The 19,044-nt window shown below is 69.7% G+C and carries 12 protein-coding genes and 1 pseudogene; 6 read left to right on the forward strand and 7 right to left on the reverse strand.

Features of this window, described 5'->3' with window-relative positions:
• Positions 1 to 9: 9 nt before the first annotated feature.
• From ACFUJR_RS10315 to ACFUJR_RS10335, 5 genes are all read right to left on the reverse strand, one after another.
• The gene (locus ACFUJR_RS10315; RefSeq protein ID WP_383174960.1) at positions 10 to 1,014 is read right to left on the reverse strand and encodes a PAC2 family protein; all 1,005 of its coding nucleotides are present in this window, start codon (positions 1,012 to 1,014) and stop codon (positions 10 to 12) included.
• A gap of 181 nt (positions 1,015 to 1,195) precedes the next feature.
• Entirely contained in the window at positions 1,196 to 2,800 is a 1,605-nt protein-coding gene (locus tag ACFUJR_RS10320; RefSeq protein WP_383174963.1) for an FAD-dependent oxidoreductase, read from the reverse strand.
• 6 nt (positions 2,801 to 2,806) lie between these two features.
• Positions 2,807 to 4,363 (reverse strand): glycerol kinase GlpK, encoded by a 1,557-nt coding sequence (glpK, locus tag ACFUJR_RS10325; RefSeq protein ID WP_383174966.1) that lies wholly within the window; start codon positions 4,361 to 4,363, stop codon positions 2,807 to 2,809.
• Positions 4,364 to 4,398: 35 nt separating this feature from the next.
• Positions 4,399 to 5,187 carry an MIP/aquaporin family protein gene (locus ACFUJR_RS10330; protein WP_383174969.1) on the reverse strand — a complete coding sequence of 263 codons (789 nt, stop codon included), beginning with the start codon at positions 5,185 to 5,187 and terminating at the stop codon, positions 4,399 to 4,401.
• A 282-nt stretch (positions 5,188 to 5,469) separates the two neighbouring features.
• Positions 5,470 to 6,234: an IclR family transcriptional regulator gene (locus ACFUJR_RS10335; protein ID WP_383174995.1), complete on the reverse strand. Its 765-nt coding sequence runs from the start codon at positions 6,232 to 6,234 to the stop codon at positions 5,470 to 5,472.
• 302 nt (positions 6,235 to 6,536) lie between these two features.
• Here ACFUJR_RS10335 and metH point away from each other — a divergent pair, with 302 nt between their 5' ends.
• From metH to ACFUJR_RS10355, 4 genes are all read left to right on the forward strand, one after another.
• On the forward strand, positions 6,537 to 10,046 hold the full coding sequence (gene metH / locus ACFUJR_RS10340; protein ID WP_383174972.1) for a methionine synthase: 3,510 nt from the start codon (positions 6,537 to 6,539) through the stop codon (positions 10,044 to 10,046).
• A 133-nt stretch (positions 10,047 to 10,179) separates the two neighbouring features.
• Entirely contained in the window at positions 10,180 to 10,878 is a 699-nt protein-coding gene (locus ACFUJR_RS10345; RefSeq protein ID WP_383174975.1) for an HAD family hydrolase, read from the forward strand.
• 492 nt (positions 10,879 to 11,370) lie between these two features.
• Complete coding sequence (locus ACFUJR_RS10350; RefSeq protein WP_383174978.1) at positions 11,371 to 12,960, forward strand: ABC transporter substrate-binding protein; 1,590 nt, start codon at positions 11,371 to 11,373, stop codon at positions 12,958 to 12,960.
• A 78-nt stretch (positions 12,961 to 13,038) separates the two neighbouring features.
• Positions 13,039 to 14,613 carry an ABC transporter substrate-binding protein gene (locus ACFUJR_RS10355; RefSeq protein ID WP_383174981.1) on the forward strand — a complete coding sequence of 525 codons (1,575 nt, stop codon included), beginning with the start codon at positions 13,039 to 13,041 and terminating at the stop codon, positions 14,611 to 14,613.
• A gap of 127 nt (positions 14,614 to 14,740) precedes the next feature.
• Here ACFUJR_RS10355 and ACFUJR_RS10360 read toward each other — a convergent pair whose 3' ends face one another.
• The gene (locus ACFUJR_RS10360) at positions 14,741 to 15,412 is read right to left on the reverse strand and encodes a response regulator (protein WP_383174984.1); all 672 of its coding nucleotides are present in this window, start codon (positions 15,410 to 15,412) and stop codon (positions 14,741 to 14,743) included.
• 364 nt (positions 15,413 to 15,776) lie between these two features.
• Positions 15,777 to 16,535, reverse strand: a pseudogene (locus ACFUJR_RS10365) (RecB family exonuclease); the annotation flags it as partial.
• Between the two features lie 316 nt (positions 16,536 to 16,851).
• On the opposite strand from ACFUJR_RS10365, the gene ACFUJR_RS10370 reads away from it, so the two are divergent.
• Both ACFUJR_RS10370 and ACFUJR_RS10375 read left to right on the forward strand, forming a co-directional pair.
• Positions 16,852 to 17,985, forward strand: coding sequence for a site-2 protease family protein (locus tag ACFUJR_RS10370; protein ID WP_383174998.1), 1,134 nt, complete (start codon positions 16,852 to 16,854; stop codon positions 17,983 to 17,985).
• A gap of 18 nt (positions 17,986 to 18,003) precedes the next feature.
• Positions 18,004 to 18,891, forward strand: a complete 888-nt coding sequence (locus ACFUJR_RS10375) for a tRNA (adenine-N1)-methyltransferase (RefSeq protein WP_019884997.1) — start codon at positions 18,004 to 18,006, stop codon at positions 18,889 to 18,891.
• Positions 18,892 to 19,044 lie beyond the last annotated feature (153 nt).

Here is a 19,044-nt window from a genome sequence, read left to right on the forward strand (position 1 = left end):
CCCTACGGCTCACTCCTCGCCGTCGCCGTCCTCCGAGCCGTCGTCCTCCACAGGCTGCTCCGGCTCCGGTGACGGACGCTCCGGCTTGGGCGGCCGGGTCCGGCCGCTGCCGGGGTCCCGCAGATACGAGGTGTCGCCGCCCTCCGTCGCGAGACCGGGGCCCTGCCCCGGACCGCCGTCGCGTCGCCGCAGATACCGCTCGAACTCCCGGGCGATGGCCTCGCCGGAGGCCTCCGGCAGCTCCGCCGTGTCGCGCGCCTCCTCCAGCGTCTGGACGTACTCCGCCACCTCGCTGTCCTCGGACGCGAGTTGGTCCACGCCCAGCTGCCAGGCCCGCGCGTCCTCGGGGAGTTCGCCCAGCGGGATGCGCAGGCCGATCAGGTCCTCAAGGCGGTTGAGCAGGGCCAGGGTCGCCTTGGGATTGGGCGGCTGCGACACGTAGTGCGGCACGGCGGCCCAGAGGCTGACCGCGGGCACGCCCGCGTGCGTGCAGGCCTCCTGGAGGATCCCGACGATACCGGTGGGCCCTTCGTAGCGGGTCTCCTCCAGATCCATCGTCCGCGCCAGATCCGGGTCGGACGTGACCCCGCTGACGGGGACGGGCCGGGTGTGCGGAGTGTCGCCGAGCAGCGCGCCCAGGATCACCACCATCTCCACGCCCAGCTCATGGGCGAAGCCCAGGATCTCGTTGCAGAACGAGCGCCAGCGCATCGACGGCTCGATCCCGCGCACGAGCACCAGATCGCGCGGCTTGTCGCCGCCGACCCGGACCACGGAGAGCCTCGTCGTCGGCCAGGTGATCTTCCGGACACCGTTGTCCAGCCACACCGTGGGCCGGTTGACCTGGAAGTCGTAGTAGTCCTCGGCGTCGAGCGCCGCGAACACCTCGCCCTTCCACTCCCGGTCCAGATGGGCGACCGCGGTGGAGGCGGCGTCGCCGGCGTCGTTCCAGCCCTCGAACGCGGCCACCATGACCGGGTCGATCAGCTCGGGAACCCCCTCGAGCTCGATCACCCAGTGCCTCCTTTTCGAAGTTCCTGTCGTACGGACCAACCTTACGGCTTTCCGACGGCCCGTCCGCAGCCCTCGTGCACCACCGGGAGCCTTCGCGGCCTTGATCGACTACCCAGGAACGGGCCTCGGCACACGAACGCGTGAGGGGCGGTCTCCCGTGGAGACCGCCCCTCACATGGCGCTACTCGCCGAGCATGTCCTCGACCTTGGCACGGATCTCGTCCGTCGCCAGACCGCGGATCGTCAGCGTCGTACGGCGCCGCAGCACGTCGTCCGCCGTCTCCGCCCACTCGTGGTCACGGGCGTAGGCGACCTGCGCCCAGATCTCCGGCGCGTCCGGGTGGATGCGCCGCGCCAGCTCGGGGTTCTCGTTCGCCATCCGCGCGATGTCGAAGGAGAGCGAACCGTAGTGCGTCGCCAGGTGCTTGGCGGTGTCGGCGGCCATCCGCGGGCCGGGGGCCGGACCGTCCACGAGCAGCCGGTGCGCGACCGCGTTCGGGTTGGCGATACCGGGCAGCGGGAGCCGCTTCGGCAGCGTGGAGACCGACTCGTAGTCCTCGCCCAGCGGGTGGCCCGGCAGGGACTCCAGCTTCTTCATCACCGTACGGCCGATGTGGCGGAAGGTCGTCCACTTGCCGCCGGCCACCGACAGCATCCCGCCGCGGCCCTCGGTGACGACCGTCTCGCGCTTGGCCTTGGACGTGTCGCCGGGACCGCCCGGCAGCACCCGCAGACCGGCGAAGGCGTAGGTGATCAGGTCGCGCGACAACTGCTGGTCGCGTATGGAGAACGCGGCCTCGTCCAGGATCTGCGCGGTGTCCTTCTCGGTCACCTCGACCTCGCCGGGGTCGCCCTCGTACTCCTCGTCGGTGGTGCCGAGCAGCAGCATGTCCTCCCACGGGAGGGCGAAGGTGATGCGGTACTTGTCGATGGGGGTCGCGAGGGCGGCCTTCCACGGCGACGTCCGCTTCAGGACCAGGTGCGCGCCCTTGGAGAGGCGGATGGAGGGCGCCGCGTTCGGGTCCTCCATCCTGCGCAGGTGATCGACCCAGGGGCCGGTCGCGTTCAGCACCAGGCGGGCGGTGACGCCGAACTCGTCGCCGCTCGTCCGGTCCTTCAGCTCCGCGCCCGTGACCCGGCCGCGGGTGAAGCGCAGCCCGGTGACCTCGGCGTGGTTGAGGACGACGGCGCCGGCGTCGACGGCGGCGCGGACCGTCATCAGCGCCATGCGGGCGTCGTTCATCTGGTCGTCGCCGTACACGGCCACGGCCTTCAGGTTGTCCGTGCGCAGCTCCGGCACGTCCTGCGCGGCCTTCGCCGGGCCGAGCAGGTGGCCGACGCCGTCACCGAAGGCGGAGAGGGCCGAGTACGCGAAGACACCGGCGCCGAGCTTGGCGGCGCCGTGCGGGCCGCCCTTGTAGACGGGCAGGTAGAAGGTGAGGGGGTTGGCGAGGTGCGGTGCCACCTGACGCGAGACCGCACGCCGCTCGAAGTGGTTCTCCGCCACCAGCTTCACCGCGCCGGTCTGCAGGTAGCGCAGACCGCCGTGGAGAAGCTTGGAGGAGGCGGAGGAGGTGGCGCCGGCGAAGTCGCCGGCGTCCACCAGGGCCACCCGCAGGCCGGACTGCGCGGCGTGCCAGGCGGTGGAGATGCCCAGGATGCCGCCGCCGATGACCAGGAGGTCGTACGTCGCCTTGGAAAGCTGCTCCCGGGTCTCGGCGCGGCTCGGAAGGGAACCGGCGGCCGGTCGCGTCCCCAGGGCGGGGACGCTCTGCAGGGTGGTCATGTCGAATTACTCCTCGTCAGATCCGTCTTCGAGCCAGCCCATGGAGCGTTCAACGGCCTTCAGCCAGCTCTTGTACTCGCGGTCACGCTTGTCGGCGTCCATGCGAGGGGTCCATTCCGCCGCGCGGCGCCAGTTGGCGCGCAGGGCGTCGGTGTCGGGCCAGAAGCCGACGGCCAGGCCGGCGGCGTAGGCGGCACCGAGGCAGGTGGTCTCGGCGACCATCGGGCGCACGACCGGCGCGTCGAGGAAGTCCGAGAGGGTCTGCATCAACAGGTTGTTGGAGGTCATGCCGCCGTCGACCTTGAGCGCGGTCAGCTCGACGCCGGAGTCCTTCGTCATGGCGTCGGTGATCTCGCGGGTCTGCCAGGCGGTGGCCTCCAGGACGGCGCGCGCGATGTGCGCCTTGGTGACGTACCGGGTGAGGCCGGCGATCACACCGCGGGCGTCGGAGCGCCAGTACGGGGCGAACAGGCCGGAGAAGGCCGGCACGAAGTAGGCGCCGCCGTTGTCCTCGACCGAGGACGCGAGGGTCTCGATCTCGGCGGCGGACTTGATGAGGCCCATCTGGTCGCGCATCCACTGCACCAGCGAACCGGTGACGGCGATCGAGCCCTCCAGGGCGTAGACCGGCTTCTCGTCGCCGATCTGGTAGCCGACGGTGGTCAGCAGCCCGCTGTAGGAGTTGATGATCTTGTCGCCGGTGTTCATCAGCATGAAGGTGCCGGTGCCGTACGTGGACTTGGCCTCGCCCTCGGCGAAACACGTCTGGCCGAACAGCGCGGCCTGCTGGTCGCCCAGCGCGGAGGCGACCGGGACGCCGTCCAGGACGCCGCCCTTGACGGTGCCGTACACCTCGGCGGAGGAACGGATCTCCGGCAGCACGGCGGCCGGGACCTCCATGGACTGAAGGATCTTCTCGTCCCAGGTCATGGTGTGCAGGTTCATCAGCATGGTGCGCGAGGCGTTGGTGACGTCGGTGACGTGGTGACCGCCGTCGACACCGCCCGTGAGGTTCCAGATGACCCAGGAGTCCATGGTGCCGAAGAGGATGTCGCCGCGCTCGGCACGCTCGCGCAGGCCCTCGACGTTGTCGAGCAGCCAGCGGACCTTGGGGCCGGAGAAGTACGAGGCGAGCGGCAGGCCGGTCTCACGGCGGAAGCGGTCCTGGCCGACGTTGCGGCCGAGTTCCTTGCAGAGGGCGTCGGTGCGGGTGTCCTGCCAGACGAGGGCGTTGTGGACGGGCTCACCGGTGTTCTTGTCCCAGAGCAGGGTGGTCTCGCGCTGGTTGGTGATGCCGATGGCCTTGACGTCGGCGGAGGTGATGCCCGCCTTGTCGATGGCGCCCGCCACGACTTCCTGGACGTTGGCCCAGATCTCGGCGGCGTCGTGCTCGACCCAGCCCGGCTTCGGGAAGATCTGCTCGTGCTCCTTCTGGTCGACCGAGACGATCCGGCCGTCCTTGTCGAAGACGATGCAGCGGGAGGAGGTGGTGCCCTGGTCGATGGCGGCGATGAACGGGCCGCTGCCGTGGGAGGAAGAGCCGGCGGTGTGTGCGTCGGTCACGGTGTGCTCCAAGGAGGTCTGGGTGGAAGGACGGCTCAGGCGAACGCGATGTTGTAGATACCCGCGGCGATGGCGCCACCCACCAGGGGGCCGACGACCGGGATCCAGGCGTACCCCCAGTCGGAGCCACCCTTGTTCGGCAGCGGGAGCAGGGCGTGCACGACGCGCGGGCCGAGGTCACGTGCCGGGTTGATGGCGTAACCGGTCGGGCCGCCGAGCGAGAGGCCGATGGAGACCACGACGAACGCGGTGATCAGGGCGCCGATGACGCCGAGGCCCTTGCCGCTGTCGTTGAGGCCCTGCGTGAGCACCGCGAGGACCAGCACGACGGTGCCGATGATCTCGGTGGCCAGGTTCTGCCAGACGACCCGGACCTCGGGGCCGGTGGAGAAGACACCGAGCACCGGGCCCGCCTTGGGGGCGGCCTTCTGGTCGACCATGCCCTCCTCGTGCGGCGGCGCGGAGATGATCTCCTGGTCCGTGAGGTGGGCCTGGAACTGTCCGTAGTACGCGACCCAGACCAGGAACGCGCCGAGCATGGCGCCGAGCATCTGACCCGCGAAGTAGACCGGAACGTTGCTCCAGTCCCCGTCCTTGAGGGCGATGCCCACGGTGACGGCGGGGTTCAGGTGGGCGCCCGAGAGGGTACCCGTCATGTACACGGCGGTCATGACCGCGAAGCCCCACCCGAAGGTGATGGCGAGCCATCCGGCGTTCTGGGCCTTCGAGCGCTTGAGCACAACGGCGGCGACGACACCGCCGCCGAGCAGAATGAGTACGGCGGTACCAATGATCTCGCCGATGAAGATGTCGGAGCTGGACACCCGCGACTCCTTTGTCCTTCGTCCAGGGGAAGGCGAACCCCGGGTCCCTCCGGTGGTCCGCGCCCTCTGATGAGGGCGTTGCCGGCCCTTGGCACTGCCACACTCTAGCGCGTATTGCCGGTAGGTGTTCGACAATGCCGACCGATGAACGGAAGTTTTGCCCTCCGGTTAACAGCGCGTCAAGGGTTCCGGTAACGAAAAACCCGCCGATAACGGGATCGTTACCGACGGGTTCCGCGTGTGCTTTCGCGCGCTCGCGCGCCCCTGGTCAGCGGTTCCGTTTCAGAAGCGCCCCGCGCCCAGGTCGCGGGAGACGGCGCGGGCGCAGTCCCGTACCGCGGCGACGAGCTCGGAACGCAGCTCGCCCCCGTCGCAGACCCGCTCCACGGCGCCCGTGATCGCCACCGCGCCCACCGGCATCCTGCGCCGGTCGTGGATCGGGGCGGCCACCGAGGCCACGCCCTCCCAGGTCTCCTCCACGTCCGCGGCCCAGCCCTTGGCCCGCGTCACGTCGAGCAGCGTCTCGAACTCCTTGAGTTCGGTGACCGTACGGGGCGTGAAGCCCTCGCGCGGCACCTCCAGGACTTCGCTGTGCGCCACCGGGTCGTACGCCGAGAGGACCTTGCCGAGGGCCGTGGAGTGCAGCGGCTGCATGGCCCCGACCTCCAGGACCTGCCTGCTGTCGTCCGGGCGGAAGACGTGGTGCACGATCAGCACGCCCTGCTGGTGCAGTACGCCGAGGTGGACGCTCTCGCCGCTGGACCGCGCCAGGTCGTCCGTCCAGACCAGCGCTCGCGCCCGCAGCTCGTGCACGTCCAGATAGCTGTTGCCCAGGCGCAGCAGTTCGGCGCCCAGCTGGTAGCGGCCCGAGGCCGCCTCCTGTTCCACGAAACCCTCGGCCTGCAGGGTGCGCAGGATGCCGTGCGCCGTGCCCTTCGCCAGGCCGAGGGACGAGGCGATGTCGGACAGGCCGAGCCGGCGCTCGCCGCCCGCGAGCAGTCGCAGCATCGCCGCCGCCCGTTCAAGCGACTGGATGTTCTTCGCCATCGCCCGGCCCTTCTCCCTGTCCATTGATGTCCCGATCCCCGGTTGTCCCGTGGATCCTCGGGCAACAGGATCGCTTGGATCATGCTGTTCGACAATGCTGAACACTATCGGTCGATGCCGACCGGTCTTTACCTACACAGTGTCGGGCATGAACGGCCGCGACCGGGAGCCCCGGGACACAGGATGCCGTCCGCCCAGTGGAACGCGATGTCCACCCCGGCACCCACGCGGTTAGTCTGGCTCCGTGCACCCTCCGCCGAGCGTGCAAAGCCGACAGCCGTCGCATCCCAGGGAGCTCATCCATGGCCTCGTCGCCGACCCCTTCCGCAGACAGCCGGACCCGCGCCACAGCCCTCCGCGAGGCACTCGCGACCAGGGTGGTCGTGGCCGACGGAGCCATGGGCACCATGCTCCAGGCGCAGGACCCCAGCCTCGAGGACTTCCAGAACCTCGAAGGCTGCAACGAGATCCTGAACGTGACCCGGCCCGACATCGTCCGCTCGGTGCACGAGGAGTACTTCGCCGCGGGTGTCGACTGCGTGGAGACCAACACGTTCGGCGCCAACCTCGCCGCCCTGGGGGAGTACGACATCCCCGAGCGGGTGTACGAGCTGTCGGAATCCGGCGCCCGCATCGCCCGCGAGGTCGCCGACGAGTTCACCGCCTCGACCGGACGGCAGCGCTGGGTCCTCGGCTCCATGGGCCCCGGTACGAAGCTTCCGACGCTGGGCCACGCCCCGTACACCGCTCTGCGCGACGCCTATCAGCAGAACGCCGAGGGCATGCTCGCCGGTGGCGCGGACGCGCTGCTGGTGGAGACCACCCAGGACCTGCTGCAGACCAAGGCGTCCGTCATCGGCGCGCGCCGCGCCCTGGACGCGCTCGGTGCCGACGTGCCGCTGATCGTGTCGGTCACGGTCGAGACCACCGGCACCATGCTGCTCGGCTCGGAGATCGGCGCCGCGCTCACCGCGCTCGAACCGCTCGGCATCGACATGATCGGCCTGAACTGCGCCACCGGTCCGGCCGAGATGAGCGAGCACCTGCGCTACCTGGCCCGCCACTCCCGTATCCCGCTCTCCTGCATGCCCAACGCCGGCCTGCCCGTCCTCGGGAAGAACGGCGCGCACTACCCGCTGACCCCGGCCGAGCTCGCCGACGCCCAGGAGACCTTCGTCCGCGAGTACGGCCTCTCCCTGATCGGTGGCTGCTGCGGTACGACCCCGGAACATCTGCGCCAGGTCGTCGAGCGCGTCCGCGACCTCACCCCCGGCGCCCGCGAACCGCGTCCCGAGCCCGGCGCCGCCTCGCTCTACCAGACGGTCCCGTTCCGCCAGGACACCTCCTACATGGCGATCGGCGAGCGCACCAACGCCAACGGCTCCAAGAAGTTCCGCGAGGCCATGCTGGAGGGCCGCTGGGACGACTGCGTCGAGATGGCACGCGACCAGATCCGCGAGGGCGCGCACATGCTCGACCTCTGCGTCGACTACGTCGGCCGGGACGGCGTCGCCGACATGGAGGAGCTGGCCGGCCGCTTCGCCACCGCCTCGACCCTGCCGATCGTCCTCGACTCCACCGAGGTCGACGTCATCAAGGCAGGTCTGGAGAAGCTGGGCGGCCGTGCCGTCATCAACTCCGTCAACTACGAGGACGGCGACGGACCCGACTCCCGCTTCGCCAAGGTCACCCGTCTGGCCCAGGAGCACGGTGCCGCGCTGATCGCCCTCACCATCGACGAGGAGGGCCAGGCCCGCACCGTCGAGAACAAGGTCGCGATCGCCGAGCGGCTCATCGAGGACCTGACCGGCAACTGGGGCATCCACGAGTCGGACATCCTGATCGACACCCTCACCTTCACCATCTGCACCGGGCAGGAGGAGTCCCGCAAGGACGGCATCGCCACCATCGAGGCCATCCGCGAACTCAAGCGGCGCCACCCGGACGTCCAGACCACACTGGGCCTGTCCAACATCTCCTTCGGGCTCAACCCGGCGGCCCGCATCCTGCTCAACTCCGTCTTCCTCGACGAGTGCGTCAAGGCCGGCCTCGACTCGGCGATCGTGCACGCCTCGAAGATCCTGCCGATCGCCCGCTTCGACGAGGAGCAGGTCAGCACCGCACTCGACCTGATCTACGACCGGCGCGCGGAGGGCTACGACCCGCTGCAGAAGCTGATGGCCCTCTTCGAGGGCGCCACCACCAAGTCGATGAAGGCCGGCAAGACCGAGGAGCTCCTCGCCCTGCCGCTGGAGGAGCGCCTCAAGCGCCGCATCATCGACGGTGAGAAGAACGGCCTGGAGGCGGACCTCGCCGAGGCCCTGCAGGAGCGCCCGGCCCTCGACATCGTGAACGAGACGCTGCTCGACGGCATGAAGGTCGTCGGCGAGCTGTTCGGGTCGGGCCAGATGCAGCTGCCGTTCGTGCTGCAGTCGGCCGAGGTCATGAAGACGGCTGTGGCCTACCTCGAACCGCACATGGAGAAGACGGACGCGGACGGCAAGGGCACGATCGTACTGGCGACCGTCCGGGGCGATGTCCACGACATCGGCAAGAACCTCGTCGACATCATCCTCTCCAACAACGGCTACAACGTGGTCAACCTGGGCATCAAGCAGCCGGTCTCGGCGATCCTGGAGGCCGCGGAGGAGCACCGCGCCGACGTCATCGGCATGTCCGGTCTCCTGGTGAAGTCGACCGTGATCATGAAGGAGAACCTGGAGGAGCTCAACCAGCGTGAGCTGGCCGCCAAGTATCCCGTGATCCTCGGTGGAGCCGCCCTGACTCGTGCCTATGTCGAGCAGGACCTCCACGAGATCTACCAGGGCGAGGTCCGCTACGCCCGCGACGCCTTCGAGGGCCTGCGGCTGATGGACGCGCTCATCGCCGTCAAGCGCGGTGTCCCCGGGGCCGTACTGCCGGAACTCAAGCAGCGCCGGGTCGCCAAGCGGGACACCACGGCCCTCCAGGTGGAGGAGCCGGAGCCGGGCGGCCGTTCCGACGTGGCCACGGACAACCCGGTGCCCACCCCGCCGTTCTGGGGCACCCGCGTCAGCAAGGGCATCCCGCTGAAGGACTACGCGTCCTGGCTGGACGAAGGCGCCCTGTTCAAGGGCCAGTGGGGACTGAAGCAGGCCCGCGCGGGCGGCGCGACGTACGAGGAACTCGTCGAGACCGAGGGCCGGCCCCGGCTTCGCGGCCTGCTGGACAAGCTGCACACCGAGAACCTCCTGGAGGCGGCCGTCGTCCACGGCTACTTCCCCTGTGTCTCCAAGGGCGACGACCTGATCATCCTCGACGAGGCCGGGAACGAGCGGACCCGCTTCACCTTCCCGCGCCAGCGCCGCGGTCGCCGCCTCTGCCTCGCGGACTTCTTCCGCCCCGAGGAGTCCGGCGGGACGGACGTCGTCGGCCTCCAGGTCGTCACCGTCGGCTCGAAGATCGGCGAGGCCACCGCCAAGCTGTTCGAGTCCGACTCCTACCGTGACTACCTGGAGCTGCACGGTCTCTCCGTGCAGCTGGCCGAGGCCCTCGCCGAGTACTGGCACGCCCGGGTCCGCGCCGAGCTGGGCTTCGCGGGCGAGGACCCGGCCGACGTCGAGGACATGTTCGCGCTCAAGTACCGCGGCGCCCGCTTCTCGCTCGGCTACGGGGCCTGCCCCGACCTGGAGGACCGGGCGAAGATCGCGGATCTGCTGAACCCCGAGCGGATCGGTGTCCAGCTGTCGGAGGAGTACCAGCTCCACCCCGAGCAGTCCACCGACGCCATCGTGATCCACCACCCCGAGGCGAAGTACTTCAACGCGCGGTAACACCCGCCTCTCGGGTAAATCAGCGCACCTCCGGTGATCCGGACGTACACTGGTCGGTCCAGTGCAGGCCGGTCCCCTACCCCGTACCGGGGAGGGAGACCGGCCTTCTCGTCCCTCCATGGAGGTGTGCCGGATGACCAGTACGGTCCCCGCGTCGCTGTTCCGCGCCGACGGAAGCTCCGCCCTGCAAGCGGTCTTCCTCGACATGGACGGCACCCTGGTCGACACCGAGGGGTTCTGGTGGGACGCGGAGGTCGAGGTCTTCGCCGACCTCGGGCACCGGCTGGACGAGGCCTGGCGCGACATCGTGGTGGGCGGCCCCATGACCCGCAGCGCGGGCTATCTCATCGAGGCCACCGGTGCCGACATCACGCTGTCCGAGCTCACGGTCCTGCTCAACGAGAGGTTCGAGCAGCGCATCGGCCGGGGCGTGCCGCTGATGCCGGGCGCCGAGCGGCTCCTCGCCGAGCTCGCGCAGCACAACATCCCGACCGCACTCGTCTCCGCCTCGCACCGCCGGATCATCGACCGGGTCCTCGCCTCGCTCGGCCGTGACCCTTTCACCCTCACGGTGGCCGGTGACGAGGTGCTGCGCACCAAGCCCCACCCCGAGCCGTATCTGACGGCGGCGAGCGGGGTCGGTGCCGACCCTTCGCTGTGCGCCGTCATCGAGGACACCGCGACCGGGGTGGCGGCCGCCGAGGCCGCGGGCTGCCGCGTGGTCGCCGTCCCCTCGGTCGCCCCGATCTTCCCCTCCGCCGGCCGGGTCGTGGTCCGCTCCCTGGAGGACGTGGACGTGCCCTTCCTGCGGACACTGATCACCGGGCCGTGACGCCGTCGGTGACCACCGGGCCGTGAGGCGGACGGGGATCCCTTCCGTACCTCTGTGATCGGCCATCCATGGAACGGGACCGGCCATCCGTGGAACGGCCGCACGCGTGACCTTCGTCACGCAGCGTGCAGGACCGCCGGTGGCACTCCCGTACCCCATGCCCGAAAAGCCGGGTTCGACCCCCGAAATCTGTACCGATTCGCGCGTTCCCTGCTGAATCGTTCCCGCGCATGACTATCGGGCCCACCGTATTCATGATCACTATCCGCATCCGGGCCCGCTCCTGCGCGGTCCGTCGTATCGGCGTCTCCCACTAATCTTTCGCGAGTACTTCGCCGCACCATCCGCGTGCACCGGCGCCCCCTCCCGGTCGCCGCGAACACAGGACCGATCGCTCACCATCCCGGCCCGATCGCCCGCCCGGAACGGGCGGCAGCGGCGGAGTGTCCGTACGCCGCTGTATCCCAGTGCGGGATGAGGAGAACGCCCCGGATGAACCGCAAGACCTTGGCCCTGCCGGCCGTCGCCGGCCTGCTCGCCCCGCTGCTCGTCGCCTGCGGCGACTCGGACGAGTCCAGAGCCATCGTCGTCGGCACCACGGACCAGTTCGTCGCCACCAGCGAGGCCCCCGCGCCCTTCGACCCGGCCTTCGCCTACGACACCGGTGCCTGGAACGTCCTCCGGCAGACCGTCCAGACCCTGATGCACGTGCCCCGCGGCGGCGGCGAGCCCGTCCCCGAGGCCGCCGAGAGCTGCGGCTTCAGCGACCGGGCCAGCGAAAGCTACCGCTGCAAGCTCCGCGAGGGACTCACCTTCGCCGACGGCACGCCCCTCACCGCCGAGGACGTCAAGTTCTCCGTCGAGCGCGTCCTCGCCATCAAGTCGGACAACGGCACCGCCGCCCTCCTCGCCAACGTCGACACCGTCGAGACCAACGGCGAGCGCGAGGTCGTGTTCCACCTCAAGACCCCCGACGCGACCTTCCCGTACAAGCTCTCCACCCCGGTCGCCGGCATCCTCAGCAGGAACAAGTACAGCGCCGAGGAACTCCGCGAGGGCTTCGACGTCGACGGCTCCGGCCCGTACGTCATGAAGACCGAACGCGACGGTGAGCGCATCCTCAAGGCCGTCTTCACCAGGAACCCGAACTACAAGGGCGACATCGCCCTGAACAACGACAAGGTCGAGCTGCGCTCCTTCCCCGACGCGGACGTCATGGGCAAGGCCCTGGAGAGCCGCGAGATCGACATGATGACCCGCTCCATGTCGCTCGACCAGGTCAAGTCGCTCACCGAGAAGCCCAAGGACGGCATCGAGCTCACCGAGGTCCCCGGACTAGAGATCCGCTACCTCGCCTTCGACACCGACGCCCCGTCCGTCAAGGACAAGGCCGTCCGGCAGGCCATGGCCACCGTCATCGACCGCGGCGCGATCGTCGACTCGGTCTACGGAGCGACCGCCCAGCCGCTCTACTCGCTGATCCCCTCCAGCGTCACCGGCCACTCCACCGCCTTCTTCGACGCCTACGGAGAGCCCAGTAAGAGCCGTGCGGCCGGCATCCTGCGCAAGGCCGACATCACCGCCCCGGTCACGCTCACGCTGCACTACACCACCGACCACTACGGAGCCGCCACCAAGGCGGAGTTCGAGACACTGCGCGACCAGCTCAACGCCACCGGGCTCTTCGACGTGACCGTCAAGGGCAGCGAATGGTCGACCTTCCGGCCGGCGCAGAAGCGTGGCGACTTCCCCGTCTACGGCCTCGGCTGGTTCCCCGACTTCCCGGACCCGGACAACTACGTCGCCCCCTTCCTGGACGCCGACAACTTCCTGAACACCCCCTACGTCAACGAGTCCGTACGCGACAAGTTGATCCCGCGCTCCCGCCGCTCGGCCGACCGCAGCGCCGCGAGCCCCGTCTTCGGACAGATCCAGAAGATCGTCGCCCAGGACGTACCGGTCCTGCCGCTCTGGCAGGGCAAGCAGTACGTCGCCGCACACGACGACCTGACCGGTGTCGAATGGGCGCTGAACACCTCCTCGGACCTGCTCCTGTGGGAGCTCGGCCGCGGCAGCGCCTGACCCTCCCCAACCCGTTCGGCTACACCGGTCGCGCACCCGCGCGCGACCGGCCTGGCAAGAGATCAAGAGGCACGTTCTGTGAAGCACAACAAGTGGCTGACGGCCCCCCTCGCCGCGGGCCTGTCCGCCGCCCTGCTCAGCGGCTGTGGCACGGAGCAGGGCGGAGGCACCGCGAGCTCCGGGGACAACGTCCGCGTCGGCATGTCCGACGAGGTACTGGCCACCGACCCGGCCGCCGGCTACGACCCCGGTTCCTGGCTGCTGTTCAACAACGTCTTCCAGTCCCTGCTCAGCTTCCCCAAGGGCACCACCGAGCCCCAGCCGGAAGCGGCCGAGAAGTGCTCCTTCGCAGGCGGCAGCAAGGTCTACACCTGCACCCTGCGCGAGGGCCTGAAGTTCTCCAACGGCAACCCGCTGACCTCGAAGGACGTCAAGTTCTCCTTCGACCGCGCGCTGAAGATCGACGACCCGGCCGGCCCGGCGCCGCTGCTCTCCACGATCGCCTCCATCGACACCCCCGACGACCTGACGGTCGTCTTCCGCCTGAAGACCCCCGACGCCACCTTCCCGAGCAAGATCGCCTCGGGCGCCGGCTCGATCGTGGACCACCGCGAGTACGACGAGAACGCGCTGCGCACCGACGGCAAGGCGGTCGGCTCCGGCCCGTACAAGCTGGACTCCATCAGCGACACCGAGGCCGTCTTCTCGGTCAACGCCGACTACCGGGGCAGCGCCAAGCCGCAGAACGGCGGTGTCACCCTCAAGCTGTACGGCGGTGACCGCGCAGCCCTCTCCAAGGCCTTCGCCGACAACGACATCGACGTCGCCTACCGAGGCCTCAACGCCGACGACATCGCCACCCTCGAAGCCTCCGCGGACGACCAGGGCGCCGAGGTCGTCCAGGGAACCAGCGCCGAGGTCCAGCATCTCGTCTTCAACGTCAAGGACCCCGTCGTCGGCAAGCTCGCCGTCCGCCAGGCGATCGCCCACCTCGTCGACCGCGAGGCGCTCGTCCAGAACGTCTACAAGTCGACCGCCACGCCGCTCTACTCGATCGTCCCCGCGGGCATCGCCGGCCACAACACCGCCTTCTACGACACCTACGGCAGCCCCGACGCCGCCAAGGCCAAGAAGGCGCTGCGCAAGGCGGGCATCACCGACAAGGTGAAGCTCACCCTCTGGTCCACGCCGAGCCGCTACGGCCCCTCCACCGACCAGGAGCTCAAGGCGATAGCCGAACAGCTCAACCGCAGCGGCCTGTTCGAGGCCGACGTGAAGTCCGTCGCGTACGACCAGTACGAGAAGGACATCGCGGCGGGCAAGTACGGCGTGTACGTGAAGGGCTGGGTGCCCGACTACCCGGACGCCGACAACTTCACCGCCCCGTTCTTCGGCGACGGCAACGTCCTCGGCAACAACTACACCAACGACACCATCACCGGCACCCTGCTCCCGAAGACCGCCGCGGCCGCCGACCGCGCCGGCACCGACCAGGACTTCGGCAAGCTCCAGGACATCGTCGCCGAGGAGCTGCCCCTCCTGCCGCTGTGGCAGGGTAAGCAGTACGCCGTCGCCCGGGACGGCATCACGGGTCTCGACTGGACCCTGGACGCCTCGACCGTCTTCCGCTTCTGGGAGATCAAGAAGGGCTGACGGGGGCCACCCGGAGGCGCCCGGCGCCACGGTGCACCGTCCCGTGGCGCCGAGCGAAGGGGCCCGGCACGCATCACGCGTGCCGGGCCCCTTTCCGTTCCGTACCCGCCGTGTACCGGTCCGTCGCCTACTGCGCGCCGGGGCGCACCAGACCGCTCTCGTACGCGTACACCGCGGCCTGCACCCGGTCGCGCAGACCCAGCTTCGTCAGCACATGGCCCACGTGCGTCTTCACGGTCGTCTCGCTGACGAACAGATCCGCCGCGATCTCCGCGTTCGACAGACCCCGCGCCACCAGTTTCAGGACCTCGACCTCACGCTCGGTCAGAGTGTTCAGCGTGTCCGGCATCTGCTCGTCGCCCGACGGCAGGTGCGCCGAGTACTTGTCGAGCAGCCGGCGCGTGATCGACGGTGCCAGCATCGCCTCGCCGGCCGCCACCACCCGGATCGCCTGCACCAGCTCGTTGGCCGGAGCGTCCTTCAGGAGGAAGCCGCTGGCTCCCGCCCGCAGCGCCTCCACCACGTACTCGTCCAGGTCGAAGGTGGTCAGCACCAGCACCTTCGCCGGACCGTCCCGGCCCGGACCCGTGATCTGGCGCGTCGCCTCGACGCCGTCCATCCTCGGCATCCGGATGTCCATCAGCACCACGTCGGGCTGGAGCGCCCGCACCTGGTCGAGGGCCTGCAGGCCGTCCCCGGCCTCACCGACGACCGCGATGTCCTGCTCGGCCTCCAGGATCATCCGGAAACCGGTGCGCAGCAGCGGCTGGTCGTCGACCAGTAGGACGCGGATAGCCACGAGAACTCCTTCACGGCGCGGGCTGGACCGGGTCCATTCTGCCCTGCCCCGAATCGCCGGACTCCGGCGGGCGCGCGGAAACGATCTCGCCCCGGACCTCCTCCTGGATCTCCTCCCGGGCCTTCTCCCCGATCTCCTCCAGAGTCTTCTCCCGAACCCCTTCCCGGGCCGCCGCCGGGGTCTCGTCCCGAACCTCTTCCCGGACCTCGTCCCGAACCCGGTCCCGGACCTCGTCCCGAACCCCTTCCCGGACCTCGTCCCGAACCCCTTCCCGGGCCGCCGCCGGGGTCTCCGCCCGCACCTTTCCGCGACTCTCCTCGCGGACCCGCGGGATCTCGGCGGAGGCCTCCTCGCGGACCGTGCCTCTGATCTCCAGCGGATACACCGGGGGAGTCCCGCCGAACTCCGGGCACACCGCCTGGTGGTCGCACCAGCCGCACAGCTTCGTCGGACGCGGCCGCCAGTCGCCCGTCTCCGTCGCGAGCCGGATCGCCTCCCACAGCGCCAACAGCTTCCGCTCCACCCGGAGCAGATCCGCCTGCACCGGGTCGTACGTCAGCACGTCACCGCTGCCCAGGTACACCAGCTGCAGACGGCGCGGGATAACCTGCTTCAGCCGCCAGATCACCAGCGCGTAGAACTTCATCTGGAAGAGCGCGCCCTCGCTGTACTCCGGGCGCGGAGCCTTGCCCGTCTTGTAGTCGACGATCCGCACTTCGCCCGTCGGCGCCACGTCGATCCGGTCGATCACCCCGCGCAGCCGCAGCCCCGAGTCGAGCTCCGTCTCGACGAACAGCTCACGCTCCGCCGGCTCCAGGCGCGTTGGATCCTCCAGCGTGAACCACCGCTCCACCAGCCGCTCGGCCTCGACCAGCCAGCGCGACAGACGCTCCCCCTCCGCGTCCTCGGCGAACAGCTCACCCAGCTCGGGCCGCGACTCCAGCAGCCGGTCCCACTGACCCGGAACCAACGCCTTCGCCCGCGGCGCCGTCCGCTCCGCCGCGGGATGGTCGAAGAGCCGCTCCAGGACCGCGTGCACCAGCGTGCCCCGCGTCGCCGCCTCGCTCGGCTTCTCGGGCAGCCTGTCGATCACGCGGAACCGGTACAGCAGGGGACACTGCATGAAGTCGCTCGCCCGCGAGGGCGACAACGACGTGGGCGTCCTGGCCCCCACGGGCGGCTGCTCGCTCGTACTCATGACACAGACCCTACGACCCGCCACCGACAGCGAGCCGAATACCATCGACGCCGGACCCCGTCACGCTGCATGATCGAAGAGTGACGCACGACAGGGGTCGCGCGGAAGGCTACGAGAGGAACCCGTGAACCAGGACGACGAGCGCGGCGAGAACAAGCGGCCGCGGTCCGGCGACGCGGAACGGCCGGCCAACGCCGACGCCCGCACCCGGCGGAGCGAGGAACCTGGCGGAGGGATCCTCATGGGCCGCCCCTTCGGCGTGCCCGTCTACGTCGCGCCCAGCTGGTTCCTCGTCGCCGCCCTCATCACCTGGGTCTTCGGCGACCAGATCCAGCGCGTCCTGCCCGACCTCGGCGCCGCCCGCTACCTGGTCTCCCTCTTCTTCGCGATCGCCTTCTACGCCTCCGTGCTCGTGCACGAACTGGCCCACACCATCGCCGCGCTCCGCTTCAAACTCCCGGTGCGCCGCATCCAGCTCCAGTTCTTCGGCGGAGTCTCCGAGATCGAGAAGGAGACGGAGACCCCCGGCCGCGAGTTCGTGCTCGCCTTCGTGGGCCCGCTCCTCTCCCTCGTCCTCGCCGGCGTCTTCTACCTCACGATGTACGCCGTCGAGCCCGGCACCGTCCCCGGCGTCCTCCTCGCCGGCCTGATGATCTCCAACCTGATCGTCGCGATCTTCAACCTGCTGCCCGGCCTCCCTCTGGACGGCGGCCGCATGCTGCGTGCTGTCGTCTGGAAGATCACCGGAAAGCCCATGACCGGCACCGTCGCCGCCGCCTGGGTCGGCCGCGCCCTCGCCGTCGCCGTCCTCATCGGCCTCCCCCTCCTCACCCGCACCGGCCTCCTCGGCAACTCGACCGACGAGATCAGCGGCATGGACACCGTCACCGACGCCCTGCTCGCCGCCATCCTGGCCGCCATCATCTGGACCGGAGCCGGCAACAGCCTCCGCATGGCCCGGCTCCGCGAACACCTCCCCGAACTCAGGGCCCGCACCCTCACCCGGCGCGCGATCCCCGTCGAGCCCACCACCCCGCTCTCCGAGGCGCTCCGCCGCGCCAACGAGGCCGGGGCCCGCGCCCTCGTCGTCGTCGACGGCCAGGGCAACCCCACCGGCCTCGTCCGCGAGACCGCCATCGCCGGCGTCCCCCAGCACCGCCGCCCCTGGGTCGCCGTCAGCACGCTCACCCAGGACCTCACCGACGGCATGAGGGTCCCCGCCGAACTCACCGGCCAACCCCTCCTCGACCATCTCCGCGCCAGCCCGGCCTCCGAATACCTCGTCGTCGAGGAGACCGACGAGATCTACGGAGTCCTCTCCGCCGCCGACGTGGAACGCGCCTTCGTCAAGGCCATGGCAAGACCCTCCGCATAACCCCGGTACTCTGGTCACATGTCCGAACCGACCGGTGCCGCCCGCCGTCGCGGGCCCTTCAAGGTCGGGGACCAGGTCCAGCTCACCGACCCCAAGGGACGCCACTACACGTTCACGCTCGAGGCCGGGAAGAACTTCCACACCCACAAGGGTTCCTTCCCCCACGACGAGCTGATCGGTGCTCCCGAGGGCAGTGTTGTCCGTACCACGGGAAACGTCGCCTACCTCGCGCTGCGCCCCCTGCTCCCCGACTACGTCCTGTCCATGCCCCGCGGCGCCGCCGTGGTCTACCCCAAGGACGCGGGGCAGATCCTGGCCTTCGCCGACATCTTCCCCGGCGCCCGCGTCGTGGAAGCCGGTGTGGGATCGGGTTCTCTCAGCAGCTTCCTCCTGCGCGCCATCGGAGACAGCGGCATGCTGCACTCCTACGAGCGCCGCGAGGACTTCGCCGAGATCGCCAAGGGCAACGTCGAGCGATACTTCGGCGGCCCGCACCCCGCCTGGCAGCTGACCGTCGGCGACCTCCAGGACAACCTGTCCGACACCGACGTCGACCGCGTCATCCTGGACATGCTCGCTCCCTGGGAGTGCCTGGAGGCCGTCTCCAAGGCCCTCGTCCCCGGCGGCATCCTCTGCTGCTACGTGGCGACCACCACCCAGCTCGCGCGCACCGTGGAGTCCATCCGCGAGTTCGGCTGCTACGCCGAACCGCAGCCGTGGGAGTCCATGATCCGCAACTGGCACGTCGAGGGCCTGGCCGTCCGCCCCGACCACCGCATGATCGGGCACACCGGCTTCCTCGTCACCGCCCGGCGCCTCGCCGACGGCGTCGAGCCGCCCATGCGCCGCCGCCGCCCCGCCAAGGGCGCCTACGGCGAGGACTACGAAGGCCCCAACAAGGGCTGACGCCCCCCAGACTGACGCCCCGACAACGAACGCGTGCCGGCTGCCAGGTCTCCCCCCCAAGGACAGGAAACCAAGCACGGACACCTTCACTTCGGGCGCCTTCCTGAGAAACCACGCCCCCCCCTGTTTCCCCCCCCTGTAAGTGTTTAAAAA

It is taken from the genome of Streptomyces sp. NPDC057271, from assembly GCF_042668715.1.
Lineage (GTDB): Bacteria > Actinomycetota > Actinomycetes > Streptomycetales > Streptomycetaceae > Streptomyces.

Bases quoted from the DNA above. Each gene is read 5' to 3' on its own strand.
- metH (WP_383174972.1), top strand. From the start codon at position 6,537: ATGGCCTCGTCGCCGACCCCTTCCGCAGACAGCCGGACCCGCGCCACA.
- ACFUJR_RS10320 (WP_383174963.1), bottom strand. From the start codon at position 2,800: ATGACCACCCTGCAGAGCGTCCCCGCCCTGGGGACGCGACCGGCCGCC.
- ACFUJR_RS10370 (WP_383174998.1), top strand. From the start codon at position 16,852: ATGGGCCGCCCCTTCGGCGTGCCCGTCTACGTCGCGCCCAGCTGGTTC.
- ACFUJR_RS10345 (WP_383174975.1), top strand. From the start codon at position 10,180: ATGACCAGTACGGTCCCCGCGTCGCTGTTCCGCGCCGACGGAAGCTCC.
- ACFUJR_RS10335 (WP_383174995.1), bottom strand. From the start codon at position 6,234: ATGGCGAAGAACATCCAGTCGCTTGAACGGGCGGCGGCGATGCTGCGA.
- ACFUJR_RS10375 (WP_019884997.1), top strand. From the start codon at position 18,004: ATGTCCGAACCGACCGGTGCCGCCCGCCGTCGCGGGCCCTTCAAGGTC.
- ACFUJR_RS10350 (WP_383174978.1), top strand. From the start codon at position 11,371: ATGAACCGCAAGACCTTGGCCCTGCCGGCCGTCGCCGGCCTGCTCGCC.